The following is a 20,554-nucleotide window of genomic DNA, read 5'->3' as shown; positions in this document are numbered from 1 at the left end:
CGCCGCGTAAGGCACCGCAGAGGCAACCCCTGATCACCGCCCTGCACCCGGAGGACCGCTCAGGCCGCTGGGGCCGGCGCCGACCGTTAAGCCCCGACGGGAGCAATCCAGGCACATCGACGAAGGGCGCGGGACATGCCGGTCACCCTGGTTCACGCGGACGCCGCCGAGCAGCGGCGTCTCGCGGCGTTGCGCGACTACGGTGTGCTGGACACGGCGCCCGAGAGCGATTTCGACGACATCGCGGTGCTCGCCGCGCAGTTGTGCCGGACGCCGATCGCCCTGGTCAGCCTGGTCGACGCCGACCGCCAGTGGTTCAAGGCGCGGGTCGGCCTGCAACTCTGCGAGACGGCCCGGGAGGACTCGTTCTGCGCGCACGCCATGTACGCCGTCGACGTCATGCAGGTGCCCGACGCCCGCATCGACCCGCGGTTCCAGGCCAACCCCCTGGTCACCGGCGAGCCGAACATCGTCTTCTACGCCGGCGCGCCGCTGGTGACCTCGACCGGTGAGGTGCTGGGCAGCCTGTGCGTCATCGACCACGAGCCGCGGCTGCTCACGCCGGCCGAGTGCCAGGGTCTGCGCACGCTGGCCCGGCATGTGATCGCCCAGCTCGAGCTGCGGCAGTACGCCCGCGGGGTCGACGCCGCTAACGAGCGACTGCGCGAGGCCGACAAGGTCAGGGACGAGTTCGTGTCGCGGGTCACGCACGAGCTACGGACGCCGCTGACCTCGATCAACGGGTACCTCGAGATGCTGGCCGACGACGACGTGGAGCCGGCGGCCGGCATCGATTTCCTGAGGCGGATCCGGCGCAACTCCGACCGGCTGATGGCTCTCGTCGACGACATGCTGCTGGCGGCCCAGGCCGGGCAGGACCAGCTGCGGCTCACCAAGCGCCGGCTCGACCTGGCCGAGCTGTCGCGGGCGGCGGTCGTACGCAATCAGGTCCTCGCCGCCGGCCGCGGGCTCGAGATCCGGGCCGACGCCCCCGAGCCGGTTCTGGTCGAGGCCGACGAGATCCGGCTCGTCCAGGTGATCGAACGGCTGGTGCTCAACGCGGTGAAGTTCACGCCCCGTGGTCGCATCACGGTCGGCGCCACGGTCCGGGGTGACCAGGTCGAATTGACGGTGCGTGACACCGGCGTCGGCATCGACCCGGGCGACCGGGAGCGCGTGCTCGCCCCGTTCCGCCGCTCGGCCTACGCCGAACGTGCCGAGGTGCAGGGGGCCGGCCTGGGCCTGAGCATCGTCAAGGCCATCGTCGACGGGCACGGCGGCTCGATGCGCATCGAGAGCGAACCCGGGCGGGGCGCGGCGATCATCGTCAGCCTGCCGGGCGTTTCCGGAGTTATATAAGCGCTGTTACATTGCTCCGGTGGACCTGCTCGACAGCAATCACTGGAGCGACCTGCACGCCCTTCTGGCGGATCTCGACCGCGACATCGCCGCCCTCTACACCGAGGCCGGCATCGAGGGCATGCGCACCCGGTTCGTGGGGCCGCTCATCGCCCTGCACCGGTTCGGCCCGATGACGATCCGCGAGCTCGCGGCCCGGCGCGGGGTCTCGCACTCGGCGATGAGCCAGACCGCGGCGGCGATGGCCCGGGCCGGGTTCGTCGAGAGCACGGCGGGGGACGACGGCCGTACGCGGCCCATCGGCCTCACCGCCCGGTCGCACGAGATCATGCCGTTCCTGGTCGCGGAGTGGCGGTCGACCGAGGCGGCGGTGCGGCAGCTCGACGAGGAACTGCCCTACTCGATGACCCGGGTGGTGGCCGACCTGCGGGCCCTGCTGGCGGCCCGGTCGTTCGCGGAGCGCCTCCGCCCCGTCGATCGATGAGGGTCCTGACCGACCTGCGGCCGCTGCGCGAGAACCCGACTTTCCGGCGGCTCTGGCTGGGCACGACGGCGTCCGGTTTCGGCGGTCAGTTCGGCGCGTTCGCCGTCGTCTTCTATGTCTGGGACCGTACGCACAGCGCCGCCGCGGTCGGCCTGGTCGGGTTGGCCACCGGCCTGCCGCTGATCGTCGTCGCCCTGGCCGGCAGCGCGTTCACCGACCACGTCGACCGGCGCCGGCTGGCCCTGCGCTGCACGGTGGTCCAGGTCGTGCTGTCGGCCGCGATGACCTTCGTGGCGTTCACCGACGTCGGCGGCGTGCCCGCGATGCTGCTGCTGGTGGCATCGCAGGCGGCCCTGGGCGGCCTGATCGGCCCGGCCCGCCAGACGTTCGTGCCCCTGCTGCTGAGCGGGGACAGGCTCGCGGCGGGCCTGGCCCTCAACCACCTCTCGTTCCAGCTGGCGATGTTGCTCGGGCCGGCCGCCGCGGGTGTGCTGACGGCGGCGGCCGGGGTGGGCTGGTGCCTGGCCTTCGACACGCTCACCTTCGCGGCGGCGCTGATCGGGCTGGCCGGGCTGCCGTCCGGAGTGCCGGCGGCCGAGGGGGCGCCCGGCTGGCGGTCGGTGCGGGCCGGTCTGGCGTACGCGGGGAGAACGCCCGCCGTACGCGGTGCCCTGCTGGCCGATCTGGCCGCCACCCTCCTGGCCATGCCGGTGGCGCTGTTCCCGGTGGTGAACGCCGAGAAGTTCGGGGGCCGGCCCGAGGTGCTGGGCCTGTTCACGACGGCGCTCGCGGTGGGCGGCGTGCTGGCGATGGTCCTGTCCGGAGCGGCCACCCGGCAGCCGCATCCGGGCCGGCTGATGCTGATCTGCGGCGCGGTGTGGGCGGTCGCCCTCGGACTGGCCGGGCTGACCGGCAGCCTGGTGGTCTTCCTGGCGCTGATCGCGGTCGCGGGTGCCGCCGACACGTGGGCGGTCGTCTCCCGCGGCACGGTGGTCCAGACGGTGACGCCACCCGGCTTCCGCGGCCGGATCTCGTCGCTGGAACACGTCGCCGGCTCGGCCGGTCCGCAACTCGGGAACCTGCGGGCCGGACTGGTGGCGGCCAGCACCTCGGGCGGAGTTGCGCTGGCCCTGGGTGGGCTCACCGCCGTCGTCGCCACGGCCGCCATCGCCGCGTCCACGCCCCAGCTCCGCCGCTTCCGCAACGCTCCGTAGCGTCTGATCCCAGGATTCATGTCCCAGTTGCGGCAATTCGGCGACACTCCGTCCCGGGATTGACCGGAACGATCATGTTGCCGCAAGCGCCGGGCAGGTACCTTGTGTCGGGCGCGACCACCGGTTGCGCTCCTTCCGGCGTGACGAACAGGGCACGCCGGTGTCGGGCGTGCTTGTGTCGAGCGCGCCGGAGAGGTGCCATCGATGACGACGGAGCGGAACCGGGCGAGCGGCCGGCCGACCTTGGAAGAGGTCGCGGTGCGCGCCGGTGTCGGCCGGGGCACCGTGTCCCGTGTGGTGAACGGGTCGCAGCAGGTCAGCCCGCGGGCGCGGCAGGCCGTGGAGGACGCGATCCAGGAACTGGGCTACGTGCCCAACCGCGCCGCCCGCACGCTGGTCACCCAGCGTACCGATTCGATCGCCCTGGTCATCTTCGAGTCGGGCGAGAGGTTCTTCGCCGAGCCGTTCTTCGGGCGCATCGTGCAGTCGATCTCGTCGGTGCTGGTCGCCCGCAACCTCCAGATGGTGCTGATGATCGCGCAGGCTCCCGAGGAGCGCCGCCGGCTCGAGGGCTACCTGACCCGGCAGCACGTCGACGGCGCTCTGCTGCTCTCGCTGCACGGCGACGACCCGCTGCCCTCCGTCCTCGAGGAGAGGGGCGTCGCGACCGTGCGGGTCGGCCGTCCCATGTACGCCGAACGAGGCACCTACGTCGATGCCGACAACCGGGCCGGCGCCCGTGAGGCCGTGTCGTACCTGTGGTCGCAGGGCCGCCGCCGCATCGCCGCCATCACCGGCCCGCTCGACATGGCGGCCGGCATCGCCCGGCTCGAGGGCTACCGCGACGTGGTCGGCGACGGGCCGGTGGCCTTCGGCGACTTCAGCGAGGAGAGCGGCGCCGACGCCATGCACCGCCTGCTCGAGCAGTTCCCTGACCTGGACGCGGTGTTCGCCGCCTCCGACATGATGGCCGCGGGCGCCCTGCAGGTGCTGCGCCGGTACGGCCGCCGGACGCCCGAGGACGTGGCCGTGATCGGCTTCGACGACTCGGTGATCGCCCGCCACACCGACCCGCCGCTGACCAGCGTCGACCAGCCCATCGCGGAGATGGGCCGCGAGATGGTCCGCCTGCTCCTGGCCAAGATCGACGGCAGCGAGCCGGGCGACGCCGAGATCGTGCTGCCGACGCGGCTCGTGATCCGCGGCTCGGCCTGACCCGGCGCCGTGAGATCTCTGTGGGGGCTGATCGCGTCGGCCGCGACCCTGACGCTGGTCACAGCGTGCGGCGGGCCGGGAAAGGATCCGGTCGTGGGCGCCGCGAGCGCCGCGACGTGTTCGGATCCGGTCAACGACGAGGACGGGCACTGCGCGTTCGAACTGAAGGACAGCGATCGGCGTACGAGTGTGCCGCGCATCGGCGAGGACGAGGCGCTCGACGAGGCCGCCGTGGCCGTGCACCTCAGGGTGCACGACGCCGGCGCGGGTGAGCTGTCGGCCACCGAGGCGGACGCGGCCAAGGTGCGACAGGCGCTGGCCGCCGGCGATTATGCCGAGGTCACTGTGCGGCTCGGCCGCGACAACGACCCCACTGTGCCGGGCGCGCTGCTCTACGCGGTGCGGGTCGGCGACGTCTGCGTGCTGGGCGACGTGACTCCGCCCCCGGACGAGCGCTGGCACGAGTGGTACGCGGGCCTGCTGCCGGACGGTCGCTGCCTGGACGCCTGACGATGGTCCTGACGAGCGCTGGCACGAGTGGTACGCGGGCCTGCTGCCGGACGGTCGCTGCCTGGACGCCTGACCGTGGTCAGGTGCCCGCGGCCCGGTTCACGTCGGCCAGGCGGGAACGCAGCAGGGTGGCCTGAGCCGGGGACACACTGCCCTCGCCCGCCCGGTCGTTGATCTTGCGGCGCAGGGCGTCGACCTGGCCGCCGACGTTGTCGCCGTCGCCGTTGGCCAGGGGGCGCAGCAGGTTGAGCAGGTCGAGGGCCACATCGGAGCGGATGTCGGCCTGTTCCACGGCGCTGCGGAAGCGACCCACCGCGTCGTCGAAGGTCAGCGTGGGGGCCGCCCGCTTCGGCGTGGGGGCGTAGCGGGGGGTCGTCGGCGGTGTGCTTGCTGGTGTGCGGAGCGGCGCCGGCGACTCCGACACGACGACGGGCGGGGGCGGCAACTCGGGGGCGGCCTCGTTGGTCGGCCTCGGCCAGTTGACGGCGAGCACGGCGCCGCCCACTGCGGCCAGCAGAGCCACCACAGTCACGCCCAGCACCCAGCGCCGGGTCGGGGCCGGAGTCAGAGCGAGTGTTGCGGCGGGAGCCCGGCCTGCGGCGTACGCGCGCTGCTGCGGCGCGGTGGACCGGGTGCCCCGCGGCGAGCGACCGGCCGGGGCGCCCCCTCGGCTGTCCGGGTGGGTGCCGGGCCGGCCGTCGGCTGGACGCTCACCAATCGGCCCTGTTGCCGGCCTCGATCGCGCCGGGCCGGCCACCCGGGAATCAGCGCGGGCAGCAACGCCGCCACCACCGGCGCGGCCGCCCACGGCGGATGCGGCCGGCGGCTCGGCGCCCGGCGGCTCGGCGCCCGGCGGGTCCTCGACCTTGAGCCACAGGGCGGTCAGGTCGAAGCGGATCTCTTCGGCGCCGGGACGCAGCTCCGGGTCGTCGGCCAGGCAACGGCCGACCAGCGACCGGAAGACGGCGGGCAGATCCGGCGGCAGCACGTTCGGCCCGGTGGCCCGTGCTTCCGCCAACTCCTCCCAGGTGTCCACCGGGTACGGCGGATCCCCGGTCACCATCTCGAACAGCAGCACGCCGAGCCCGTACACATCGGTCGCCGGCTCGGCCGGCATGCCGTCCAACCGTTCCGGCGCCACATAGGCCGGCGTGCCGAACGTCGAACCGGTGTCGTCGTCGTCCGGCTCGCCGGCCGTGGCGCTGATGCCGAAGTCGAGGATCTTCACGCCGGTCGGGGTGAGCATGACGTTGCCGGGCTTGATGTCGCGGTGCACGACCCCGTTGGCGTGGGCCGCGGCCAGCGCGTCGGCCACCGCGGCGCCGATGCGGGCCGCCTCCGGCAGCTCGATCGGCTCCCGTTCGAGCCGGGCCGCCACGCTCTCGCCGGCCAGCAGCTCCATGACTACGAACGGCGCCACCGTGCCGTCGGCCCGGACCGCCTCGCGGTAGTCGTGGACGGCCGCGATGTTCGGGTGCTGAAGCTTCGCGGACATGCGCGCCTCGCGCCAGACCACCTGCGAGCCCTTGGGCAGTTTGACCGCGACCGGGCGGGCCAGCAGCTCGTCGTCGGCCCGCCAGATCTGGGCCATGCCACCCGTCTCCAGGAGCGTGACCAGCCGGTATCTTGCCGCCAGCAGGGTTCCCGCAATCGGCCACTCGTCGCTCACCAGGGAACAATCGCGGAGGATCGGGACGGGTGTCAACACCTGTTACCAGCCGGGATCTTCCACGTCGATCGCGATGTAGTCGATGTCCCCGGCGAAGTAGTCACAGCCCACGTCCACCTGGTCACACTCCGACTTCCCGCCGATCGCGATGGGCCACGAGTTGGCGATCGGGCCGGTCCAGCCGGAGCGCTCGGCCACCGTGCGCCCGTCGATGGCCAGGCTCACGCCGTCGCCGGTTCGTTCACACCGTACGGTGTGCCAGTGTCCGTCGTTGATCTGCCGGGGCGCCGTCACGAGCAGCGAGGTGTTCGAACCCCGGAACCAGCACTGCACCCGGCCGTTGGGGATCTGCAGCTTGAAACTGCCGCCGCGGACCGTGGCCTGCCCCTTCTGCACGACGTTGCCGAAGTGGTCGCGGGTGCGCAGCCGCATCTCGATGCCGTAGTCGCGGCTGCCGGGGTCGAGTCGCGAGTCGTCGGGGACGATCACCAGGTGACCGGGCCGGGTGGGCGGGGTGTCGGGTTCGAGGCGTTCGAAGCCGTACGCGGTCCGGCCGTCCGACCGGATGCCGACCGCGACCTCGCGGCCGATCTGCCCGTCGAAGCCGTGCCCGCTGACGTCGCGCATCGTGCGGGCGCCGGGCGATTCGTTCATGGTCCAGTACGCCAGCTCATGATCGGGGGAGGCGGTGGCCGCGCCGCCCGTGGAGGCGAGCAGGCCGGCCGCCGCGACAGAGACAAGCCACAGAGGCTTCATTCGCATGGTTCATCCCCGTGTGCGGTTTATTGCCGTATTTGACGGTTTGATCCTACGCAGAGGGCCTTTTCCCCGCGCAAGAGAACGGCTGGGGATTCGCCCGCCAGCCGGACATCGTTGGGAACCGGCACCGTTGATGTCATGATGTGACCCGGCACGCAAGGGGAGGGAATGCCGAACTTCGAGGCGACAACGCAACAGGAAGCCGGCCATGTGCGGGTGATCCTGGCCGGCGAGTGCGATCTGGCGGTCCGCGACGAGCTGCACGCGGTGCTCGAGACCGCCGTCCGCACGGCCCCGCTGGTGATCGTCGACCTCGGCGCGCTCGACTTCCTCGATTCCAGCGGCGTTCACGGTCTGGTCACCGCCCACCTCGAGGCCCAGTCCCGGGGCGGCCGGGTCGCGCTGCTCAACCCGAGTGGCGCCGTCGCCGCTGTCCTCGACATCACCGGCGTCGGCACCCTGCTGGGTTCGGTCAGCGACGGAAAAACGGCGGGCGGATGAACGGCGACACTCCCGGCTCGGAATTCCCGTACACCGAACCCGGCGACCTGGCCCGGGTCCGCGAGTTCGTCCGCACCGGCGCCACCCGCCTCGGCCTGCCCGAACATCGAGCCGAGCTGCTCACTCTGGCCGTCAGTGAACTGGCCACCAACACCCTGCAGCACACCGCCGGCGGCGGCCTGGTCCGCCTGCACCTCGCCGACGGCCGCATCGTCTGCGACGTGATCGACGGCGGCTCCGTCCGGGTGCTGGGCCGCGCCATGCCCGCCGCCGACGCCCTCCGGGGCCGAGGCCTGGCCATCGTCGAGCGCATCTGCGACGAGGTCGGCGTCGACACGGCCCCCGACGGCACCCGGGTGCGCCTGTTCCTCGACCTGGAGTCGCCCAACTGAGGTCGGTGTGTCGTGGATCACCGCGAAGCCGCCAACCTTTTCCGGGTTCGCGCGTCCTCCCAGGCGACAGTGCACCGACTGACAGCTGGAGCCCTAGATGCGCAGATCCACCCGGACCCTCGCGGTCGCCGCCGGAGCCGTGGTCGTCGTCGTCATCGGCGGGGTGACCGCCGCGGCCGCCTTCGCCGACGACACGACTCCCGCGCCCGCCGCGAGCACGTCGCCTGCCGCGAGCACGTCGCCTGCCGCGAGCACGTCGCCTGCCGCGAGCACGTCGCCTGCCGCGAGCACGTCGCCGGTTACGACCGCAGAGCCCGCCCCTTCCGCGTCCAAGGCGCCGGTGAAGGCCGAGCCGACGCCTTCCTCCTCCAAGGCGCCGGTGACCGCCGAACCCTCGCCCGCCGCCTCGCCCCGGACGCCCACCATCGCGCCCACGCCGAGGTCGTCGACCCGAGCCGCTTCCTGAGGTTCCGCGCGCCGGCCGCCCGTACGGCCGGCGCGCCCCCGGTCCGTCCGCACCACCACCCACACCGCGAGGCCATCAGTGATCTTCGTGCTGCCGATGCCCCTGTCACTGCTGCGCAGGTGGCGAGGGACCGCCGCCGGCCCGGTCGTGACGGAGGCGCCCGCGGCGCCCGCGATCGACGAGCTCTACCGGGAGCGCCGCCTGCCGCTGGTCCGGCTGGCCGTGCTCATGGTCGACGACCTGCCCACCGCGGAGGACATCGTCCAGGACGTCTTCACCCGGCTGTACCGCCGGCACGGCACCGGACTCGGCGCCGTGGCCGACCCGAACGCCTACCTGGTGTCCGCCGTCATGAACGCGGCCCGGTCGGCGCTGCGCCGTCGCCGGATCGCCCGGGCCTATCTGCCTCCGCGCCCGGAGCCGGCGCCCGCCGCCGAGGACGAAGCCCTGCTCGGAGCGGGCGACCGGGACGTCATCCGGGCTCTGGGGCGGCTCACCACCCGTCAGCGGCAGGTCGTCGTGCTGCGCTACTGGTCCGGCCTGTCCGAGCAGGAGATCGCCGGCGCTCTGCGGATCACCGCCGGGACCGTCAAGTCGACCGCGCACCGCGCCCTGACGCTGCTCCGCGCCCAGCTGGAGGAGAAATGACCGAAACCGATGTGGAACGGCGCCTGCGGGGGGCGCTGTCCGCCCGGGCCGCCGCCGTGACCGTCCGCGACCTGCGCCCGGCGCCGGCGCCGTCCGGGTCGGCCCGACGGAGCAGGGTGACCCGGTGGTGGCTGCCGCTGACCGCCGGCCTCGCCGCGGCGGCAGTGTCGATCATGGCGTTCGCCCTGCTCCGTCCCGTGGGCCCCGCGCCGGCGCCGCCGGTCTCGCCCGCGTCACCCGTCTCGCCGGCCTCGTCCCCGGCCATTTCGCCGTCCGCCTCGCCGTCCGCCTCGCCGTCCGCGTCACCGTCCGTCTCGCCGCCCGCGCCGTCGCGTTCGCCGGCCACGGTCGGGTCGACCCCTGCCTCGTCCCCATCGGCGCAGACCGTGGCGCCCACCCCACGCTGAGCCGGATCGTGGCCTCACCCCGCGCTGAGCCGGATCGTGGCGCCCACCCGGCGCTGAGCCGGATCGTGGCCTCACCCCGCGCTGAGCTGGACCGTCGCGCCCACCCGGCGCTGAGCCGGATCGTGGCGCTCACCCCGCGGTGAGCAGCGGCCGGCTCAGGTGACCTCGGCCAGCAGGGTGCAGGTGTCGTCGTCGGGGCTGGGGCGGTCGAGGCCGGCCGCCAGCTCCGGCATGGCGGCTCGGTCGGATGACGCGGCGGCCAGCAGGTCGAGGATCCGGGGCAGCAGTGGTGGGCCGTGGCGGCGTTCGACCAGGCCGTCGGTGTACAGGAGCAGCAGGTCTCGTGCGGTCAGGCGGGAGCGGCAGACCTCGTACGGGCTGCCGTCGTCCGCGCCCAGCAGGCGGCCCTCCGGGAGGGCCATCGCTGCCGCCTTGCCGTCCCGGGCCAGCAGGGGAGCCGCGTGGCCGGCGCGGGCCCAGGCCAGTTCGCGCGATCCCGGGTCGTAGACGCTGATCACGGCCGTGGCGGTCAGGCGCAGCCGGCCGCACAGGCGGTTGAGGTTTCTCAGCAGCTCGGCCGGGTCGTGCAGTCCGATCGACAGCCAGGCGATCAGCGCGAACCGCAGGTGTGCCATGCCGTTCGCCGCGCCCAGGCCGTGGCCGGCCACGTCGCCGACGGCCAGCAGCACCCGGCCGTCGGTCAGGCGGTCGGCGTGGTACCAGTCGCCGCCGACCCGGACCGTGTTCTCGGCCGGGCGGTAGTTGACCCGCACCCGCACGCCGGGCAGGGGCAGCGGCTCGCGCGGGACAGGCTGGATCAGGTGTTGCAGCTGGGCGGCCAGGCGGTGCTCGGCCAGGGCGGTCATCTCGCGGGTGTGCAGCTGGTCCCGCAGGCGGTCGATGGCCGTACGGGAGTCTTCGCGGACGGTCACGTCCTGCACGACCGCGTTGATCTTCACCGGGTTGCCGTCGGCGTCGCCGACGGTGTCCGAGAGGACGCGCAGGTGTTTGACCGTGCCGCCGATCCGGAAGCGGGCCGTGATGTCGGAGGGGGCGCCGCTGTCGAGCGTCTGCCAGACCGCCTCGGCCAGGCTGCGGTCCTCGTCGAGCATCGCCGCTGCCTGTTCGCCGCGGCCGAGGGGGCCCAGCTCGGGGTCGCGCTCGAAGATCTCGTACATGCCGGGGGACCAGCCGACGGCGCCGGTGATCAGGTCGTACTCGGTCCAGCCGAGGCTGCCCAACTGCTCGGTCCGTCGCAGGCGCCGGCGGTCCTCGTCGAGCCGCTGCCACCACACCAGCAGGCCGCCCAGCACACGATGGACGGTCACGTCGAAGAGTGAATGTGCGACGACGCCGGCCTTTTTCTCGTCGTACCGGAATTCGCGCAGTTCGGCCGGTTCGCCGGTGCTCTCGACCCCCAGGTAGAGCTGCCACAGCGGGCCGCCGACGAGGCTCGGGTAGAGCTCGCTGAGAAGGTGGTCGATGCGGCTCGTGCCCCGGCGGTGGATGTCGTGACCCGGCCCGCTGGTCGCGGCCACGCGAAAGTCCCGCACGCGGCCGTCCTCGCCGGTCACCGGCAGGAGCCAGGAGCAACCGGCGGGAATGACGGACAGCATTTCGCGTACGACGTGGGCCACCTCGTCGTCGGCCATGCGCTCAGCCTAGTCGGGACGCGGAACCCGGCCGCGATATCGCCCGGTCGGCTCTCGCCTACTGCCTGTTCACCTTGGTAGCATCCCGCGGATCACGCCAGCCCCGTGCGAGTGGGCGCGACCCGGGCTCGCAACAACGGAGGTCTATCAGTGTCCGACAACCGCATGAAGGATCGTGTCAAAGTGCTGCTCAATGGGACGTCACCGGACAGCCAGACCTCGGAACATGCCCTCGTCGCCCCGCAGCAGCAGGGCCAGCCGCAGGCGGGGCCGGCCCAGGCCGGTCAGCAGCCCGCCGCCGCGCAGTCCGGCCCGGCGCCGGTCCAGCCCGGCAACCAGGCCCTGCAGGTGCTGACCCTCGCCCAGCGCACGGCCGAGGAGCACGTCGCCCGCGCCCACCACCAGGCCGACAAGATCCGTACGGACGCCCTGGCCGCCGCCGAGCAGGTCGCCCGCGACGCTCAGGTGCATGCCCACAACGTCCGCCGCGAGGCCGAGAAGATCCTCGCCGACGCCCGTGCCGCGGCCGAGCAGATCGCCCGCGACTCGCACGCCCGCACCGAGGAGGCGCGCCGCAACGCCGAGAAGATCGTCAGCGACGCCCGCGCCACGGCGGCCACGATCGGCGAGGACGCCCAGGCCAACGCCGACCACCTCAACCTGCAGGCCCGCCAGCGCTACGACGACGTGGTGGGCAGCCTCGGCACCAAGCGTGAGTCGCTCCAGCAGCAGATCGAGTCGCTCGAGCAGTTCGACCGCGAGTACCGTTCCCGCCTGACCTCCTTCATGCAGGGCCAGCTGCGCGCCCTGTGGGTCGACCAGCCCCAGGTGATCGGCGAGGTCGACGGCGAGACCACCGGCCCGCGGCACGGCGCCGACGAGGCCGAGGACGCCGTGCCCGCGCAGCGCCACAGCGCCGAGGACAAGGTCGAGGCGAAGGAAGAGCGCGCCGAGAAGAAGTGATCCCGGCACGCCGGGTTATGGACTGACGTCCGTCAGAGTTTTACCGTCGGTGATGCGCGGTTCGCCCGGGCCGCGCTCCGACGGGAGTCGTCGATGGGCGAGTTCGTGGGACGCCACGCCGAGCTGCGGGGGCTGCTCGGCGACGCCTGCCGTCCCGGCCTCGTGATTCACGGCATGGCCGGCATCGGCAAGAGCCGCCTGCTGGCCGAGCTGTTGCCCCTGCTCGAGCGGGAAAGGCCGGGCGGCCGTACGGTCCGGGTGCCCGGTTCGGCGACCGTGGCCGACGTCGTGATCGCTCTGGGTGAGCGCAGGCCGGTCACGGAACCGATCATGCTGGTCATCGACAACTTCGCCACCGTGCCCCGGGCGGGCGCCGGCGGCCGGTCCGAACCGGTCGACCCCGGCCTGGCCGGATTCCTGACGGCCTGGGTCCGTGAGCCCGGGCCGCGACGGCTGCTGATCACCAGCCGCTACCCGTTCGCGCTACCCGGCGGCGCCCACCGCACCCTGGCCGAGCTGCACTTGGGCCCGCTCACGGCGGCCGACGCCCGGCTGCTCATGAAGTCGCTGCCCGCCCTGGCCGTGCTCGGGCCCGCCGAACAGGCCCGGGCCTGGGCGTTCTGCGGCGGCCATCCCGGCACGCTGCACGACCTCGACACGCTGCTCGGCCGGGACGGCGTCGCCTTCACCGAGCTGGCCGAGCGGCTGGAGGGCGTCCTCGCCGCCAACGGCATCGGCGACCCGGCCCGCTGGGCGGCGAGCCTCGACTCCGGCCAGGACGAGGCCGCCGCGGGCCGCACGCTGGCCGAGGCCGTCACCACGATTGTCGACGAGGTGCTGGTGCGCGAGCTTCTGGAGGTCCGCGACGAGGCCGTGGACGAGCGGCTGGGCGAGCGGGCCGGGCTCGCGGGCTGGGAGAGGCTGGGCCTGCTGGACGACGAGGACGACCCGGCCGCGGTCGAGCGTCACCTGCGCCAGGCGCTGGCCCTCGACGCCGAGCACGGCAACCGGGCCGGCATGGCCACGGGCCTGCACCGGCTGGGCCTGGTGTGCACGCTGACCGGGCGGTTGCCCGCGGCCGTCGCGCTGCACTGCCGGGCGCTGGCCACCGAGCTCGCGCTGGGCACGCCGGAGGGGCCGCTGGAGCTGGCCGACCTGAGCCGGCTGCGCGCGGCGCTGGGCGGTGAGGCGTTCCGGCGGGCCGCGGCCGAGGTGCTGCCCGAGGAGTCGTTGAACGGCCTGGACCGCATGCTCGACAACTTCGTGACGGCGGCGGAGAGCCGCCTCAACTGACCGGCCTCAAGGCTCCATCACCTTCTGCAGAGCCGCGAGGAGCTGGTTCTTGCTGAACGGTTTCTCGACCAGGGTGACGCCGGGCGCGAGGGTGCCCTGCGAGGCGAGCACCGGCCGGGCGTAGCCGGACATGAACAGCACCCTGGTGCCGGGGTGCCGGTCGGCGAAGCGCTCGGCCAGCTCGCGGCCCAGCATGTGCGGCATGACGACGTCGGTCAGCAGCACGTCGATCGGGCCCTCGTGCGCGTCGGCCAGTGCGAGCGCGGCCGGCCCGTCGGCCGCGATCAGCACCTCGTGGCCGGCGGCGCGCAGGATCCGGGTCAGCACGCCGCGCAGCGCCGGCTCGTCCTCGACGGCCAGCACGGTGCCGCGGCGGGCGTCGTGCGGCGCGACCTCGGCCTCGCGCTCGATCGGGGCCGGGGCGGCGTCGGTGCTGGGCAACAGGATCGTGAACGTGGTGCCCATGCCCTGCTCGGAATAGATGTGCAGGTCGCCGCCGGCCGCGGTGACGATGCCGTACACGGTGGCCAGTCCCAGCCCGGTGCCCTGCCCGGCCGGCTTGGTCGTGTAGAACGGCTCGAACGCCCGCTCGATCACCTCGGGCGGCATGCCGGTGCCGGTGTCGCTCACCTGCAGCCGCACGTAGCGGCCGGGGCGCAGGTGCGGGCGACCCGCGGCGTAATCGGCGTCGACGTCGACGACCTGGCTCTCGATGCTCAGCTGACCGCCGCGGGGCATCGCGTCGCGGGCGTTGACGGCCAGGTTGACCAGCACCTGGTCGAGCTGGCCGGGGTCGGCGGTGACCGAGGGCAGGCTGTCGGCCAGGCGCACGGACAGCGTGATGTGCTCGCCGATCGAGCGGCGCAGCATCTGCTCGATGTCGGCGATGACGTCGTTGACGTCGAGCGGCCGGGGTCGCACGACCTCGCGCCGGGCGAACGCGAGCAGCTGGTGGGTCAGGTCGGCGCCGCGCTGGGCGGCCTTGGTGATCTGGGCCGCGTCGCCCGAGATCTCCTCCAGCCCGGCGTCGGCCGCCGACTCCTCGATGAACGTCGCGTAGTTGGCGATCACGGCGATCAGGTTGTTGAAGTCGTGCGCCACGCCGCCGGCGAGCTGGCCCAGGCCCTCCAGGCGCTGAGTGCGCTGCAGCTGCGCGTCCAGCCGGGCCCGCTCGGCCTCGGCCTGCAACTGCCGCACCCGGTCCTGGGCCCGGACACGTTCGGTGATGTCCCTGATCACCGCGCAGCGGAGCCGGCCCTCCTCGGTGGGCAGCGGACTCATCGACACCTCGACCGGCACGGTGCTGCCGTCCATCCGGCGCGCCGTGGCCGGTTCGGCCCCGGGGTCGGGCGAATCGGTCAACGGCACGTCGAGCAGGTCGTCGATCGGGCGGTCGAGCAGGCCGTTGCGGGTCTCGCCGAAGAGCTGCTCGGCCTGCACGTTGGCGAGCACGACGCGGCCGTCGTCGCTGATGCCGACGAACGCGTCCGGCGCCGCCTCGAGCAGGGCCTGCAGGCTCGACTCGAGCCGCTCGCGGTGCCCGACGGCGCGGGCGATGACGGTGAAGCCGAGGTGTTCCTCGCCGTCGGAGAGCGGCGACATCGATAGGGTGACCAGCACCCAGTGGCCGTCCCGGTGGCGGCGCTGGGTGCGGAAGCGTTCGATCCGGGCGCCCGCGGTGAGCAGGGTCAGCATCTCGCGCTGGTCGTCGCGCCGGTCGGGCGGCACGAGCAGGTCGGCGCTGCGTCCCACGATCTCGCCGGCTGCCCAGCCGAGCAGCGTCTCGGCGGCCGGGTTCCAGGACTGCACAGTGAAGCCGGGGCCGACCGTCCAGATGGCGTCGTGCGCCGAGCGCACCATCGCGCCGATAAGCGCGGGCACCTCGGACCTGGTCGATCCGTACGTTTCGCCCATAACCGGACCACCTTATCGATTTCTGCGGGCCGGGCGGAGGGCTTTGCCTACGCTCGGGACCATGAACGTGCTGGGGGAGCAGGCGGCCGTGCTGCCCGAGGTCGATCCGCAGCGCCCCAGCGTGGCCCGCATCCACAACTTCCTGCTCGGCGGCCGGCACAACTTCGCCGCCGACCGGCACGCGGCGGCCGCGGCCCGGGGCGCGATGCCCGAACTGCCGGCCATCCTGCGGCTCAACCGGCAGTTCCTGCGCGAGGCGGTGCGGCTGGCCGTCGAGTCGGGGGTCGAGCAGTTCCTCGACCTGGGCTGCGGCATCCCGGCCGCCGGCGACACGTTCGACGTCGCGCGCCGGCTGAACCCGCGGAGCCGGGTGGTGGGGGTCGACATCGAGCCGGTGGCCTTCGTGCACGGGCGGCGGCGGTTCGACGGCGATCCGGGGGCCGACGTCCTCTACGGCGACCTGCTGGACGCGGCCGAGGTGCTCGCGGCCCCCGCCGTACGGGAAACCCTCGATCTCGCCCGGCCGGTGTGCCTGATGCTGGTCTCGGTCGCGCACTTCATTCCCGACACCGGGCGCCTGCTGGCGGCGCTCGGAACCTACCGCTCGGCCGTGTCCCCGGGCAGCCTGCTCGCGGTGACCCACGCCCGTCGCAAGACCTCCTCGCCGCGCGTCGAGCAGGTGCGGCGCATCTACAACAACACCACCGCCCCGATGGTCGGGCGGGACGAGGCCGAGACCGCCGCGCTCTTCGGTGACTGGGCGCTTCGGGAGCCGGGCGTGCAGTCCTTCGGGTCGTGGTGCCCGGCGCCGGGCCGGCAGTGCGTGAGCGCGACCGCCGAGGGCGCCTTCCTCGTCGGGGTGGCCGGGAAGTCATAACGCGAAACCGGCACATCCTGGTCTTTGTCGGGCGCATGCTTGCCTGGTGGCCCCGAACAGCGGAGCGAAGATGCCCTCAGTACTGATCGCCGAGGACGACGAAGACATCGCCCTGATCCTGAGCCGGCTGCTCAAGCGGGCCGGCTACACGGTGTCGCACGCGCCCGACGGGCAGCGGGCGTTCGAGATGGCCGTGGCGAACCGGCCCGACGTGGTGCTCACCGACCTCGGGATGCCGCGGATGGACGGGCTGGAGCTGACCAAGGCGATCCGCGAGCACGCCGAACTGCGGGACACCCCGATCGTCATGCTCAGCGGCCACCTGCACCCGGGCGACAGCGCGCCGGTCGCCGCCGGCGTCTGCGTGGTGCTGCTCAAGCCCTGCCCGAACGACCGGCTGCGCGAGGTCGTCAACGAGCTGACCGAGCTCGGCGCGCACGGGCACTCCGGGGCCGACTCCGGCTGCCCGGCAATGTGGCCCGTATCCGCCTGAAACAGATCATTGCCGTCCGGTATATGAAAGCGGGCCTAGGGTATAAATAGCGCGAGCCCGCGGTACGCGGGAGGTCAATGCGGGGCAGGCCGCGTGGGGGAACGGGCAACCCATGGTCGTGGTCGACGAGGCCGTTCTGGCCGATCCGGACCGCCTCGGCGCGGTTCGCGCGGCCAAGCACACCCTTCCGGGTCTACCGCTCGCCCCGGACGCCTTGGCCCGGCTCGCCGCCCGCCTGCTCGGCGCGCCCGAGGCCCAGCTCACCCTGGTCGACCGGGAAGGCGTGCTGCTGGCCGGCGGTCCGGGGCCGCCGGACTCCGACGTCGCCCGCTGGGCCGTCTCCGCCGGCCGGTCCGTACAGCGCGAACAGGCCCCCTCCTTCCTGGCTGTGCCGGTGCTCGACGACGGCGGTCGGCCGGTGGGCGCGCTCGCCGTGCTCGACCACGGCCCGCGCCGCTGGACCGGCGAGCATGCCCGCATCCTGACCGAGCTGACCGCGCTCGCCCGCCCCTCCGGCTGTGACTCCTACCTGGCCGCGCTGGTCGACAACCTGCCGGTGGGCGTGATCGCCTGCGACACCGACGGGGACATCGCCGTGGTCAACCGGTCGGTGCGCGAACTGATCGGGCTGCCCGTCGACGCCGCGGCCCGGCTCTATCCGGCCCGGGCGACCGGCGCCTTGTTCGACGAGGCCGGCCGGGCCGTGCCGTGGCGGGAGTCGCCGATCCAGCGGGCCTCGCGCGGCGAGCGGGTCGACACCGACCTGATCGTCCGGGTGGCCGGGCGCCGCGAGCGGATCATCGCCGCCACCGCGCAGCCCATCCTCGACGCCGAGGGGCGCCGGCTGGGCGCGGTGGCGGTGGCCCGCGAGGTCACCGCGTTGCGCCGGGCCGAGCGGTTCCGTGAGTGTCACCGTGCCGTCGAGGAGGCGCTGCGCAGCGCGGACTGTGCGACCGGAGCCGCGCCCGGGGTGCTGGCCGCGCTCGGCGCCACCCTGGGCTGGCCCGCGGCCGAGCTGTGGCTGGCCGACAAGGACACCGGCGAGCTCGCCCTCGGCGGCCGGTGGTGGGCGCCCGGCACCGAGCTGGACGAGGTGCTCACGTTCACGCCGGTCAAGGGCTCCGGCGTCACGGGGCGGGTGTGGGCCTCCGGCCGGCCGCTCTGGGTGCCCGACATCGCCGACTCGGCCTCGCTGCGCAGCGAGGCCGAGCGCCGGCGGGCCGCGGCCTGCCTGCGGGCCGGCATCCGGACGGTCCTGGCCGTGCCGGTGCGCGACGCGGACTCCGTGCTGGGCGTGCTCACCTGCTACGGCAGTGCGCCCGAGCCGCACGAGGATCTGCTGGCGCTCCTGCTCGACGGCGTGGCCGCGCGGATCGGCGTCTACGTCACGTTGCGCCGGGCCGAGGCGCTGGCCCGGCAGCTCGCCCGGGCCCAGGAGGACTTCATCGCGCTGGTCAGCCATGAGATGCGCACCCCGCTCACCTCGATCGTGGCCAGCGCGGCGATGCTCGGCGACGAACGTTCCGCGCTCGACGAGGAGAGCCGGGCGATGGTCGACGCCGTGCACCGCAACGCGTCCAGCCTGCGGGCCGTGGTCGACACCCTGCTCGACCTGGCCGGCCTCGACTCCGGCCACGTGGCGCTGCACAAGGAGCCGGTCGACCTCGCGGCCGTCGTCACCGAAGCCCTGGCCGCGGCCCGCGTGGCTGCGGCGGCCAACGGGGTGCGCCTCGTGCACGAGCGTGAGACGCCGCTGCCGCTGGCCGGTGACGCTCGCCGGCTGCGGCAGGTGGTGGACGACCTGCTGGCCAACGCGATCAAGTACAGCCCGCGCGGCGGCGACGTCGAGGTCGTGCTGGTCGAACGGGCGGGCACAGCCGAGCTGACCGTGACCGACCACGGCATCGGCACCCCGGCCGAGGAACGGGCCCGCGTCTTCGACCGGTTCTTCCGCGCCAGCAACGTGCGGCACCAGGGCATCGCCGGCAAGGGACTGGGGCTGAGCCTGGCCCGGGCGATCGTCGAGCTGCACGGGGGCACCATCCGCCTCAGCGGTCACCCGCCGTACGGCACGACGGTGTGCATCCGGTTGCCGATCGTTGCCCCTGGGGAAAACGCTTAGTCGCCTTCGCCGAGCGTCCGATCAGACAGGCACAGGGACGACACATCGACGCCATTCGCGGGGGACAAGAATGACCGGACAGCCGACCGTGCTGCTCGTGGACGATGAGAGTGCCATCCTCGAGACCCTCTCGCTGCAGCTGCGCCGCGACCACAAGGTGCTGGTGGCCACGAGCGGGGCCGAGGCGCTGCGCCTGCTCGCGTCGTCGGGCCCGGTGGCGGCCGTGATCAGCGACCTGCGCATGCCGGAGATGGACGGCGTCGAGCTGCTGCGCCGCGTCCAGGTCGAGTACCCGGACACCACCCGCGTGCTGCACACGGCGCAGAGTGACCTGAGCTCGGCCATCGCCGCCATCAACGACGGTGGTGTCTACCGTTACCTGGCCAAGCCGGTCGGCACCGACGAGCTGCGCAGCACCGTGCACGCCGCGGTGGAGCTGCACGGCCGGTCGACCGCCGACCGCCAGCTGCTCGACAAGACGCTCAAGGCCAGCCTCCAGGCCCTGTTCGGGGTGCTGCAACTGGCCAGCCCTCTCGCGTTCGCCCGGGCCGGCCGCATCCGCACGCTGGTCTCCGAGCTCTGCCACGACATGCAGCTCGACGCGCTGTGGGAGATCGAGGTGGCCGCCATGGCCTCCCAGCTCGGCGCGGTCACCCTGCCGCCGAGCGTGCTGGCCAAGCTCGACAAGGGCATGCCCTGCACGGAGGACGAGCAGGGCATGGTCGACGCGATGCCCGCCGTCGCCGTCCAGCTGCTCCGCAACATCCCCAACCTCACCGACGTCATCGAGATCGTCCGCGGGCTGGGCCTGAACCCGCCGCCGCACCCGAGCCTGCTGGTCGAGACCGCGGTCGACGTGGTGCGCACGGCCATCGAGTTCGAGACGCTGGAGAGCCGCGGCCTGGAGGTGGAGAGCGCGATCACCGTGCTCGAGTGCCGCGACCACAGCGCCCTGCCGGTGCTGGCCGCGCTGCGCAAGGTCAAGGGGTGCGTCCAGGTCAAGGACAAGGTCCGCGGACTGCGCGTGGTCGACCTGGAGGTGGGCATGCGGGTGGCCGAGGACATCGTGGCCACCAACGGCCTGGTGCTGATCGGCCGGGGCATGGTCGTCACCGAGCTGCTGCTCGACCGGCTCAACAACTTCGCCCGGATGATCGAGATCGTCGAGCCCGTGCTCGCCGTGCCCGGCGCGCGCCGATTCTAGGGTCCGTCCGCGTCGACCAGCTTCTCGAGGATCGGCAGGACCAGCGCCTGCTCGCAGGCGATCCGGCCCAGCGTCAGCTCGGGGTCTCCCACGATGCCCTGACAGGCGGCCTGCTCGACCTCGGCCAAGACGGTGGCCAGGCTGTTCGCCCCGATGTTCGAGGCCGATCCCTTCATCGCGTGCGCGTGCTCGCGCAGCGTGGCGGTGTCGCCGCCGCGCAACAGCTCACCGAGGCGGTCGACGGTGCCCGGGGTCTTCGCCAGGTACGACCGGATCAGCCGGCCGAGCAGCGCCTGCTCGGCCGGACCGGGGTCGGGCCCGGCGATGTCGGCCAGACGGTCGCGGATCTCGTCCTCCCGGCTGCGCTCCATGCTTTCCATCCTGCTGCCCCGCGCCCGGCGCCGGGCGACTT

The 20,554-nt window shown here is 73.2% G+C and carries 22 protein-coding genes; 16 read left to right on the top strand and 6 right to left on the bottom strand.

What is annotated here, in order from left to right; genetic code table 11:
* Positions 1–135: 135 nt before the first annotated feature.
* The 5 genes from KXC43_RS32500 (at position 136) to KXC43_RS32480 (ending at position 4,782) form a co-directional block, all read left to right on the top strand.
* Positions 136–1,359 (top strand): GAF domain-containing sensor histidine kinase, encoded by a 1,224-nt coding sequence (locus KXC43_RS32500; RefSeq protein WP_221380022.1) that lies wholly within the window; start codon positions 136–138, stop codon positions 1,357–1,359.
* A 19-nt stretch (positions 1,360–1,378) separates the two neighbouring features.
* A complete protein-coding gene (locus KXC43_RS32495; RefSeq protein ID WP_308129358.1) occupies positions 1,379–1,843 on the top strand; it encodes a MarR family winged helix-turn-helix transcriptional regulator in 465 nt (154 codons plus the stop codon).
* Positions 1,840–3,057, top strand: a complete 1,218-nt coding sequence (locus KXC43_RS32490; protein ID WP_221380021.1) for an MFS transporter — start codon at positions 1,840–1,842, stop codon at positions 3,055–3,057. The genes KXC43_RS32495 and KXC43_RS32490 overlap by 4 nt, the downstream gene beginning before the upstream one ends.
* A 204-nt stretch (positions 3,058–3,261) precedes the next feature.
* Complete coding sequence (locus KXC43_RS32485; protein ID WP_221380020.1) at positions 3,262–4,272, top strand: LacI family DNA-binding transcriptional regulator; 1,011 nt, start codon at positions 3,262–3,264, stop codon at positions 4,270–4,272.
* Positions 4,273–4,365: 93 nt separating this feature from the next.
* Positions 4,366–4,782 (top strand): hypothetical protein, encoded by a 417-nt coding sequence (locus KXC43_RS32480; RefSeq protein ID WP_221380019.1) that lies wholly within the window; start codon positions 4,366–4,368, stop codon positions 4,780–4,782.
* Between the two features lie 79 nt (positions 4,783–4,861).
* On the opposite strand, the gene KXC43_RS32475 is transcribed toward KXC43_RS32480, so the two are convergent.
* Positions 4,862–6,451 carry a serine/threonine-protein kinase gene (locus tag KXC43_RS32475; protein WP_308129357.1) on the bottom strand — a complete coding sequence of 530 codons (1,590 nt, stop codon included), beginning with the start codon at positions 6,449–6,451 and terminating at the stop codon, positions 4,862–4,864.
* A 42-nt stretch (positions 6,452–6,493) separates the two neighbouring features.
* On the bottom strand, positions 6,494–7,213 hold the full coding sequence (locus KXC43_RS32470) for a laminin G domain-containing protein (RefSeq protein ID WP_221380018.1): 720 nt from the start codon (positions 7,211–7,213) through the stop codon (positions 6,494–6,496).
* Between the two features lie 165 nt (positions 7,214–7,378).
* Here KXC43_RS32470 and KXC43_RS32465 point away from each other — a divergent pair, with 165 nt between their 5' ends.
* Positions 7,379–7,711, top strand: a complete 333-nt coding sequence (locus KXC43_RS32465) for an STAS domain-containing protein (RefSeq protein WP_221380017.1) — start codon at positions 7,379–7,381, stop codon at positions 7,709–7,711.
* Positions 7,708–8,103 (top strand): ATP-binding protein, encoded by a 396-nt coding sequence (locus KXC43_RS32460; protein ID WP_221380016.1) that lies wholly within the window; start codon positions 7,708–7,710, stop codon positions 8,101–8,103. Before KXC43_RS32465 ends, KXC43_RS32460 begins: the two co-directional genes overlap by 4 nt.
* A gap of 93 nt (positions 8,104–8,196) precedes the next feature.
* On the opposite strand, the gene KXC43_RS32455 is transcribed toward KXC43_RS32460, so the two are convergent.
* A complete protein-coding gene (locus tag KXC43_RS32455) occupies positions 8,197–8,625 on the bottom strand; it encodes a hypothetical protein (RefSeq protein WP_221380015.1) in 429 nt (142 codons plus the stop codon).
* Between the two features lie 40 nt (positions 8,626–8,665).
* Here KXC43_RS32455 and KXC43_RS32450 point away from each other — a divergent pair, with 40 nt between their 5' ends.
* From KXC43_RS32450 to KXC43_RS51500, 3 genes are read left to right on the top strand one after another with little or no spacing between them, the layout of a single operon-like run.
* The gene (locus KXC43_RS32450; protein ID WP_255645223.1) at positions 8,666–9,217 is read left to right on the top strand and encodes an RNA polymerase sigma factor; all 552 of its coding nucleotides are present in this window, start codon (positions 8,666–8,668) and stop codon (positions 9,215–9,217) included.
* Complete coding sequence (locus tag KXC43_RS32445; protein WP_221380013.1) at positions 9,214–9,624, top strand: hypothetical protein; 411 nt, start codon at positions 9,214–9,216, stop codon at positions 9,622–9,624. Before KXC43_RS32450 ends, KXC43_RS32445 begins: the two co-directional genes overlap by 4 nt.
* A gap of 8 nt (positions 9,625–9,632) precedes the next feature.
* Positions 9,633–9,767: a hypothetical protein gene (locus KXC43_RS51500; protein WP_255645222.1), complete on the top strand. Its 135-nt coding sequence runs from the start codon at positions 9,633–9,635 to the stop codon at positions 9,765–9,767.
* Positions 9,768–9,779: 12 nt separating this feature from the next.
* On the opposite strand, the gene KXC43_RS32440 is transcribed toward KXC43_RS51500, so the two are convergent.
* On the bottom strand, positions 9,780–11,276 hold the full coding sequence (locus tag KXC43_RS32440) for a PP2C family protein-serine/threonine phosphatase (RefSeq protein ID WP_221380012.1): 1,497 nt from the start codon (positions 11,274–11,276) through the stop codon (positions 9,780–9,782).
* Between the two features lie 165 nt (positions 11,277–11,441).
* On the opposite strand from KXC43_RS32440, the gene KXC43_RS32435 reads away from it, so the two are divergent.
* On the top strand, positions 11,442–12,239 hold the full coding sequence (locus KXC43_RS32435; protein WP_255645221.1) for a hypothetical protein: 798 nt from the start codon (positions 11,442–11,444) through the stop codon (positions 12,237–12,239).
* A gap of 93 nt (positions 12,240–12,332) precedes the next feature.
* Entirely contained in the window at positions 12,333–13,532 is a 1,200-nt protein-coding gene (locus KXC43_RS32430; protein WP_221380011.1) for a hypothetical protein, read from the top strand.
* A 6-nt stretch (positions 13,533–13,538) separates the two neighbouring features.
* On the opposite strand, the gene KXC43_RS32425 is transcribed toward KXC43_RS32430, so the two are convergent.
* Positions 13,539–15,446 carry a hybrid sensor histidine kinase/response regulator gene (locus KXC43_RS32425; RefSeq protein ID WP_221380010.1) on the bottom strand — a complete coding sequence of 636 codons (1,908 nt, stop codon included), beginning with the start codon at positions 15,444–15,446 and terminating at the stop codon, positions 13,539–13,541.
* Positions 15,447–15,507: 61 nt separating this feature from the next.
* On the opposite strand from KXC43_RS32425, the gene KXC43_RS32420 reads away from it, so the two are divergent.
* The 4 genes from KXC43_RS32420 (at position 15,508) to KXC43_RS32405 (ending at position 20,142) form a co-directional block, all read left to right on the top strand.
* Positions 15,508–16,323: an SAM-dependent methyltransferase gene (locus tag KXC43_RS32420; RefSeq protein WP_221380009.1), complete on the top strand. Its 816-nt coding sequence runs from the start codon at positions 15,508–15,510 to the stop codon at positions 16,321–16,323.
* A 70-nt stretch (positions 16,324–16,393) separates the two neighbouring features.
* Positions 16,394–16,816, top strand: coding sequence for a response regulator (locus KXC43_RS32415; protein ID WP_221380008.1), 423 nt, complete (start codon positions 16,394–16,396; stop codon positions 16,814–16,816).
* Positions 16,817–16,928: 112 nt separating this feature from the next.
* On the top strand, positions 16,929–18,938 hold the full coding sequence (locus tag KXC43_RS32410) for a sensor histidine kinase (protein ID WP_221380007.1): 2,010 nt from the start codon (positions 16,929–16,931) through the stop codon (positions 18,936–18,938).
* Positions 18,939–19,035: 97 nt separating this feature from the next.
* A complete protein-coding gene (locus KXC43_RS32405) occupies positions 19,036–20,142 on the top strand; it encodes a response regulator (RefSeq protein WP_308129356.1) in 1,107 nt (368 codons plus the stop codon).
* Here the strand turns inward: KXC43_RS32405 and KXC43_RS32400 are convergent.
* Positions 20,139–20,513, bottom strand: a complete 375-nt coding sequence (locus tag KXC43_RS32400) for an Hpt domain-containing protein (protein ID WP_221380006.1) — start codon at positions 20,511–20,513, stop codon at positions 20,139–20,141. The genes KXC43_RS32405 and KXC43_RS32400 overlap by 4 nt on opposite strands.
* Between the last annotated feature and the right edge of the window lie 41 nt (positions 20,514–20,554).

Origin of the sequence: Paractinoplanes polyasparticus (assembly GCF_019710575.1) — a bacterium.
Lineage (GTDB): Bacteria > Actinomycetota > Actinomycetes > Mycobacteriales > Micromonosporaceae > Actinoplanes > Actinoplanes polyasparticus.
This window is presented reverse-complemented; position numbering and strand designations above follow the sequence as displayed.

Excerpts from the sequence above, each read along its gene's own strand:
- KXC43_RS32485 (WP_221380020.1), top strand. The coding sequence starts at position 3,262 with ATGACGACGGAGCGGAACCGGGCGAGCGGCCGGCCGACCTTGGAAGAG.
- KXC43_RS32415 (WP_221380008.1), top strand. The coding sequence starts at position 16,394 with ATGCCCTCAGTACTGATCGCCGAGGACGACGAAGACATCGCCCTGATC.
- KXC43_RS32490 (WP_221380021.1), top strand. The coding sequence starts at position 1,840 with ATGAGGGTCCTGACCGACCTGCGGCCGCTGCGCGAGAACCCGACTTTC.
- KXC43_RS32410 (WP_221380007.1), top strand. The coding sequence starts at position 16,929 with ATGGTCGTGGTCGACGAGGCCGTTCTGGCCGATCCGGACCGCCTCGGC.
- KXC43_RS32460 (WP_221380016.1), top strand. The coding sequence starts at position 7,708 with ATGAACGGCGACACTCCCGGCTCGGAATTCCCGTACACCGAACCCGGC.
- KXC43_RS32440 (WP_221380012.1), bottom strand. The coding sequence starts at position 11,276 with ATGGCCGACGACGAGGTGGCCCACGTCGTACGCGAAATGCTGTCCGTC.
- KXC43_RS32500 (WP_221380022.1), top strand. The coding sequence starts at position 136 with ATGCCGGTCACCCTGGTTCACGCGGACGCCGCCGAGCAGCGGCGTCTC.
- KXC43_RS32400 (WP_221380006.1), bottom strand. The coding sequence starts at position 20,513 with ATGGAGCGCAGCCGGGAGGACGAGATCCGCGACCGTCTGGCCGACATC.
- KXC43_RS32420 (WP_221380009.1), top strand. The coding sequence starts at position 15,508 with ATGAACGTGCTGGGGGAGCAGGCGGCCGTGCTGCCCGAGGTCGATCCG.
- KXC43_RS32465 (WP_221380017.1), top strand. The coding sequence starts at position 7,379 with ATGCCGAACTTCGAGGCGACAACGCAACAGGAAGCCGGCCATGTGCGG.
- KXC43_RS32470 (WP_221380018.1), bottom strand. The coding sequence starts at position 7,213 with ATGCGAATGAAGCCTCTGTGGCTTGTCTCTGTCGCGGCGGCCGGCCTG.
- KXC43_RS32425 (WP_221380010.1), bottom strand. The coding sequence starts at position 15,446 with ATGGGCGAAACGTACGGATCGACCAGGTCCGAGGTGCCCGCGCTTATC.
- KXC43_RS32435 (WP_255645221.1), top strand. The coding sequence starts at position 11,442 with ATGAAGGATCGTGTCAAAGTGCTGCTCAATGGGACGTCACCGGACAGC.
- KXC43_RS32430 (WP_221380011.1), top strand. The coding sequence starts at position 12,333 with ATGGGCGAGTTCGTGGGACGCCACGCCGAGCTGCGGGGGCTGCTCGGC.
- KXC43_RS32450 (WP_255645223.1), top strand. The coding sequence starts at position 8,666 with ATGCCCCTGTCACTGCTGCGCAGGTGGCGAGGGACCGCCGCCGGCCCG.
- KXC43_RS32445 (WP_221380013.1), top strand. The coding sequence starts at position 9,214 with ATGACCGAAACCGATGTGGAACGGCGCCTGCGGGGGGCGCTGTCCGCC.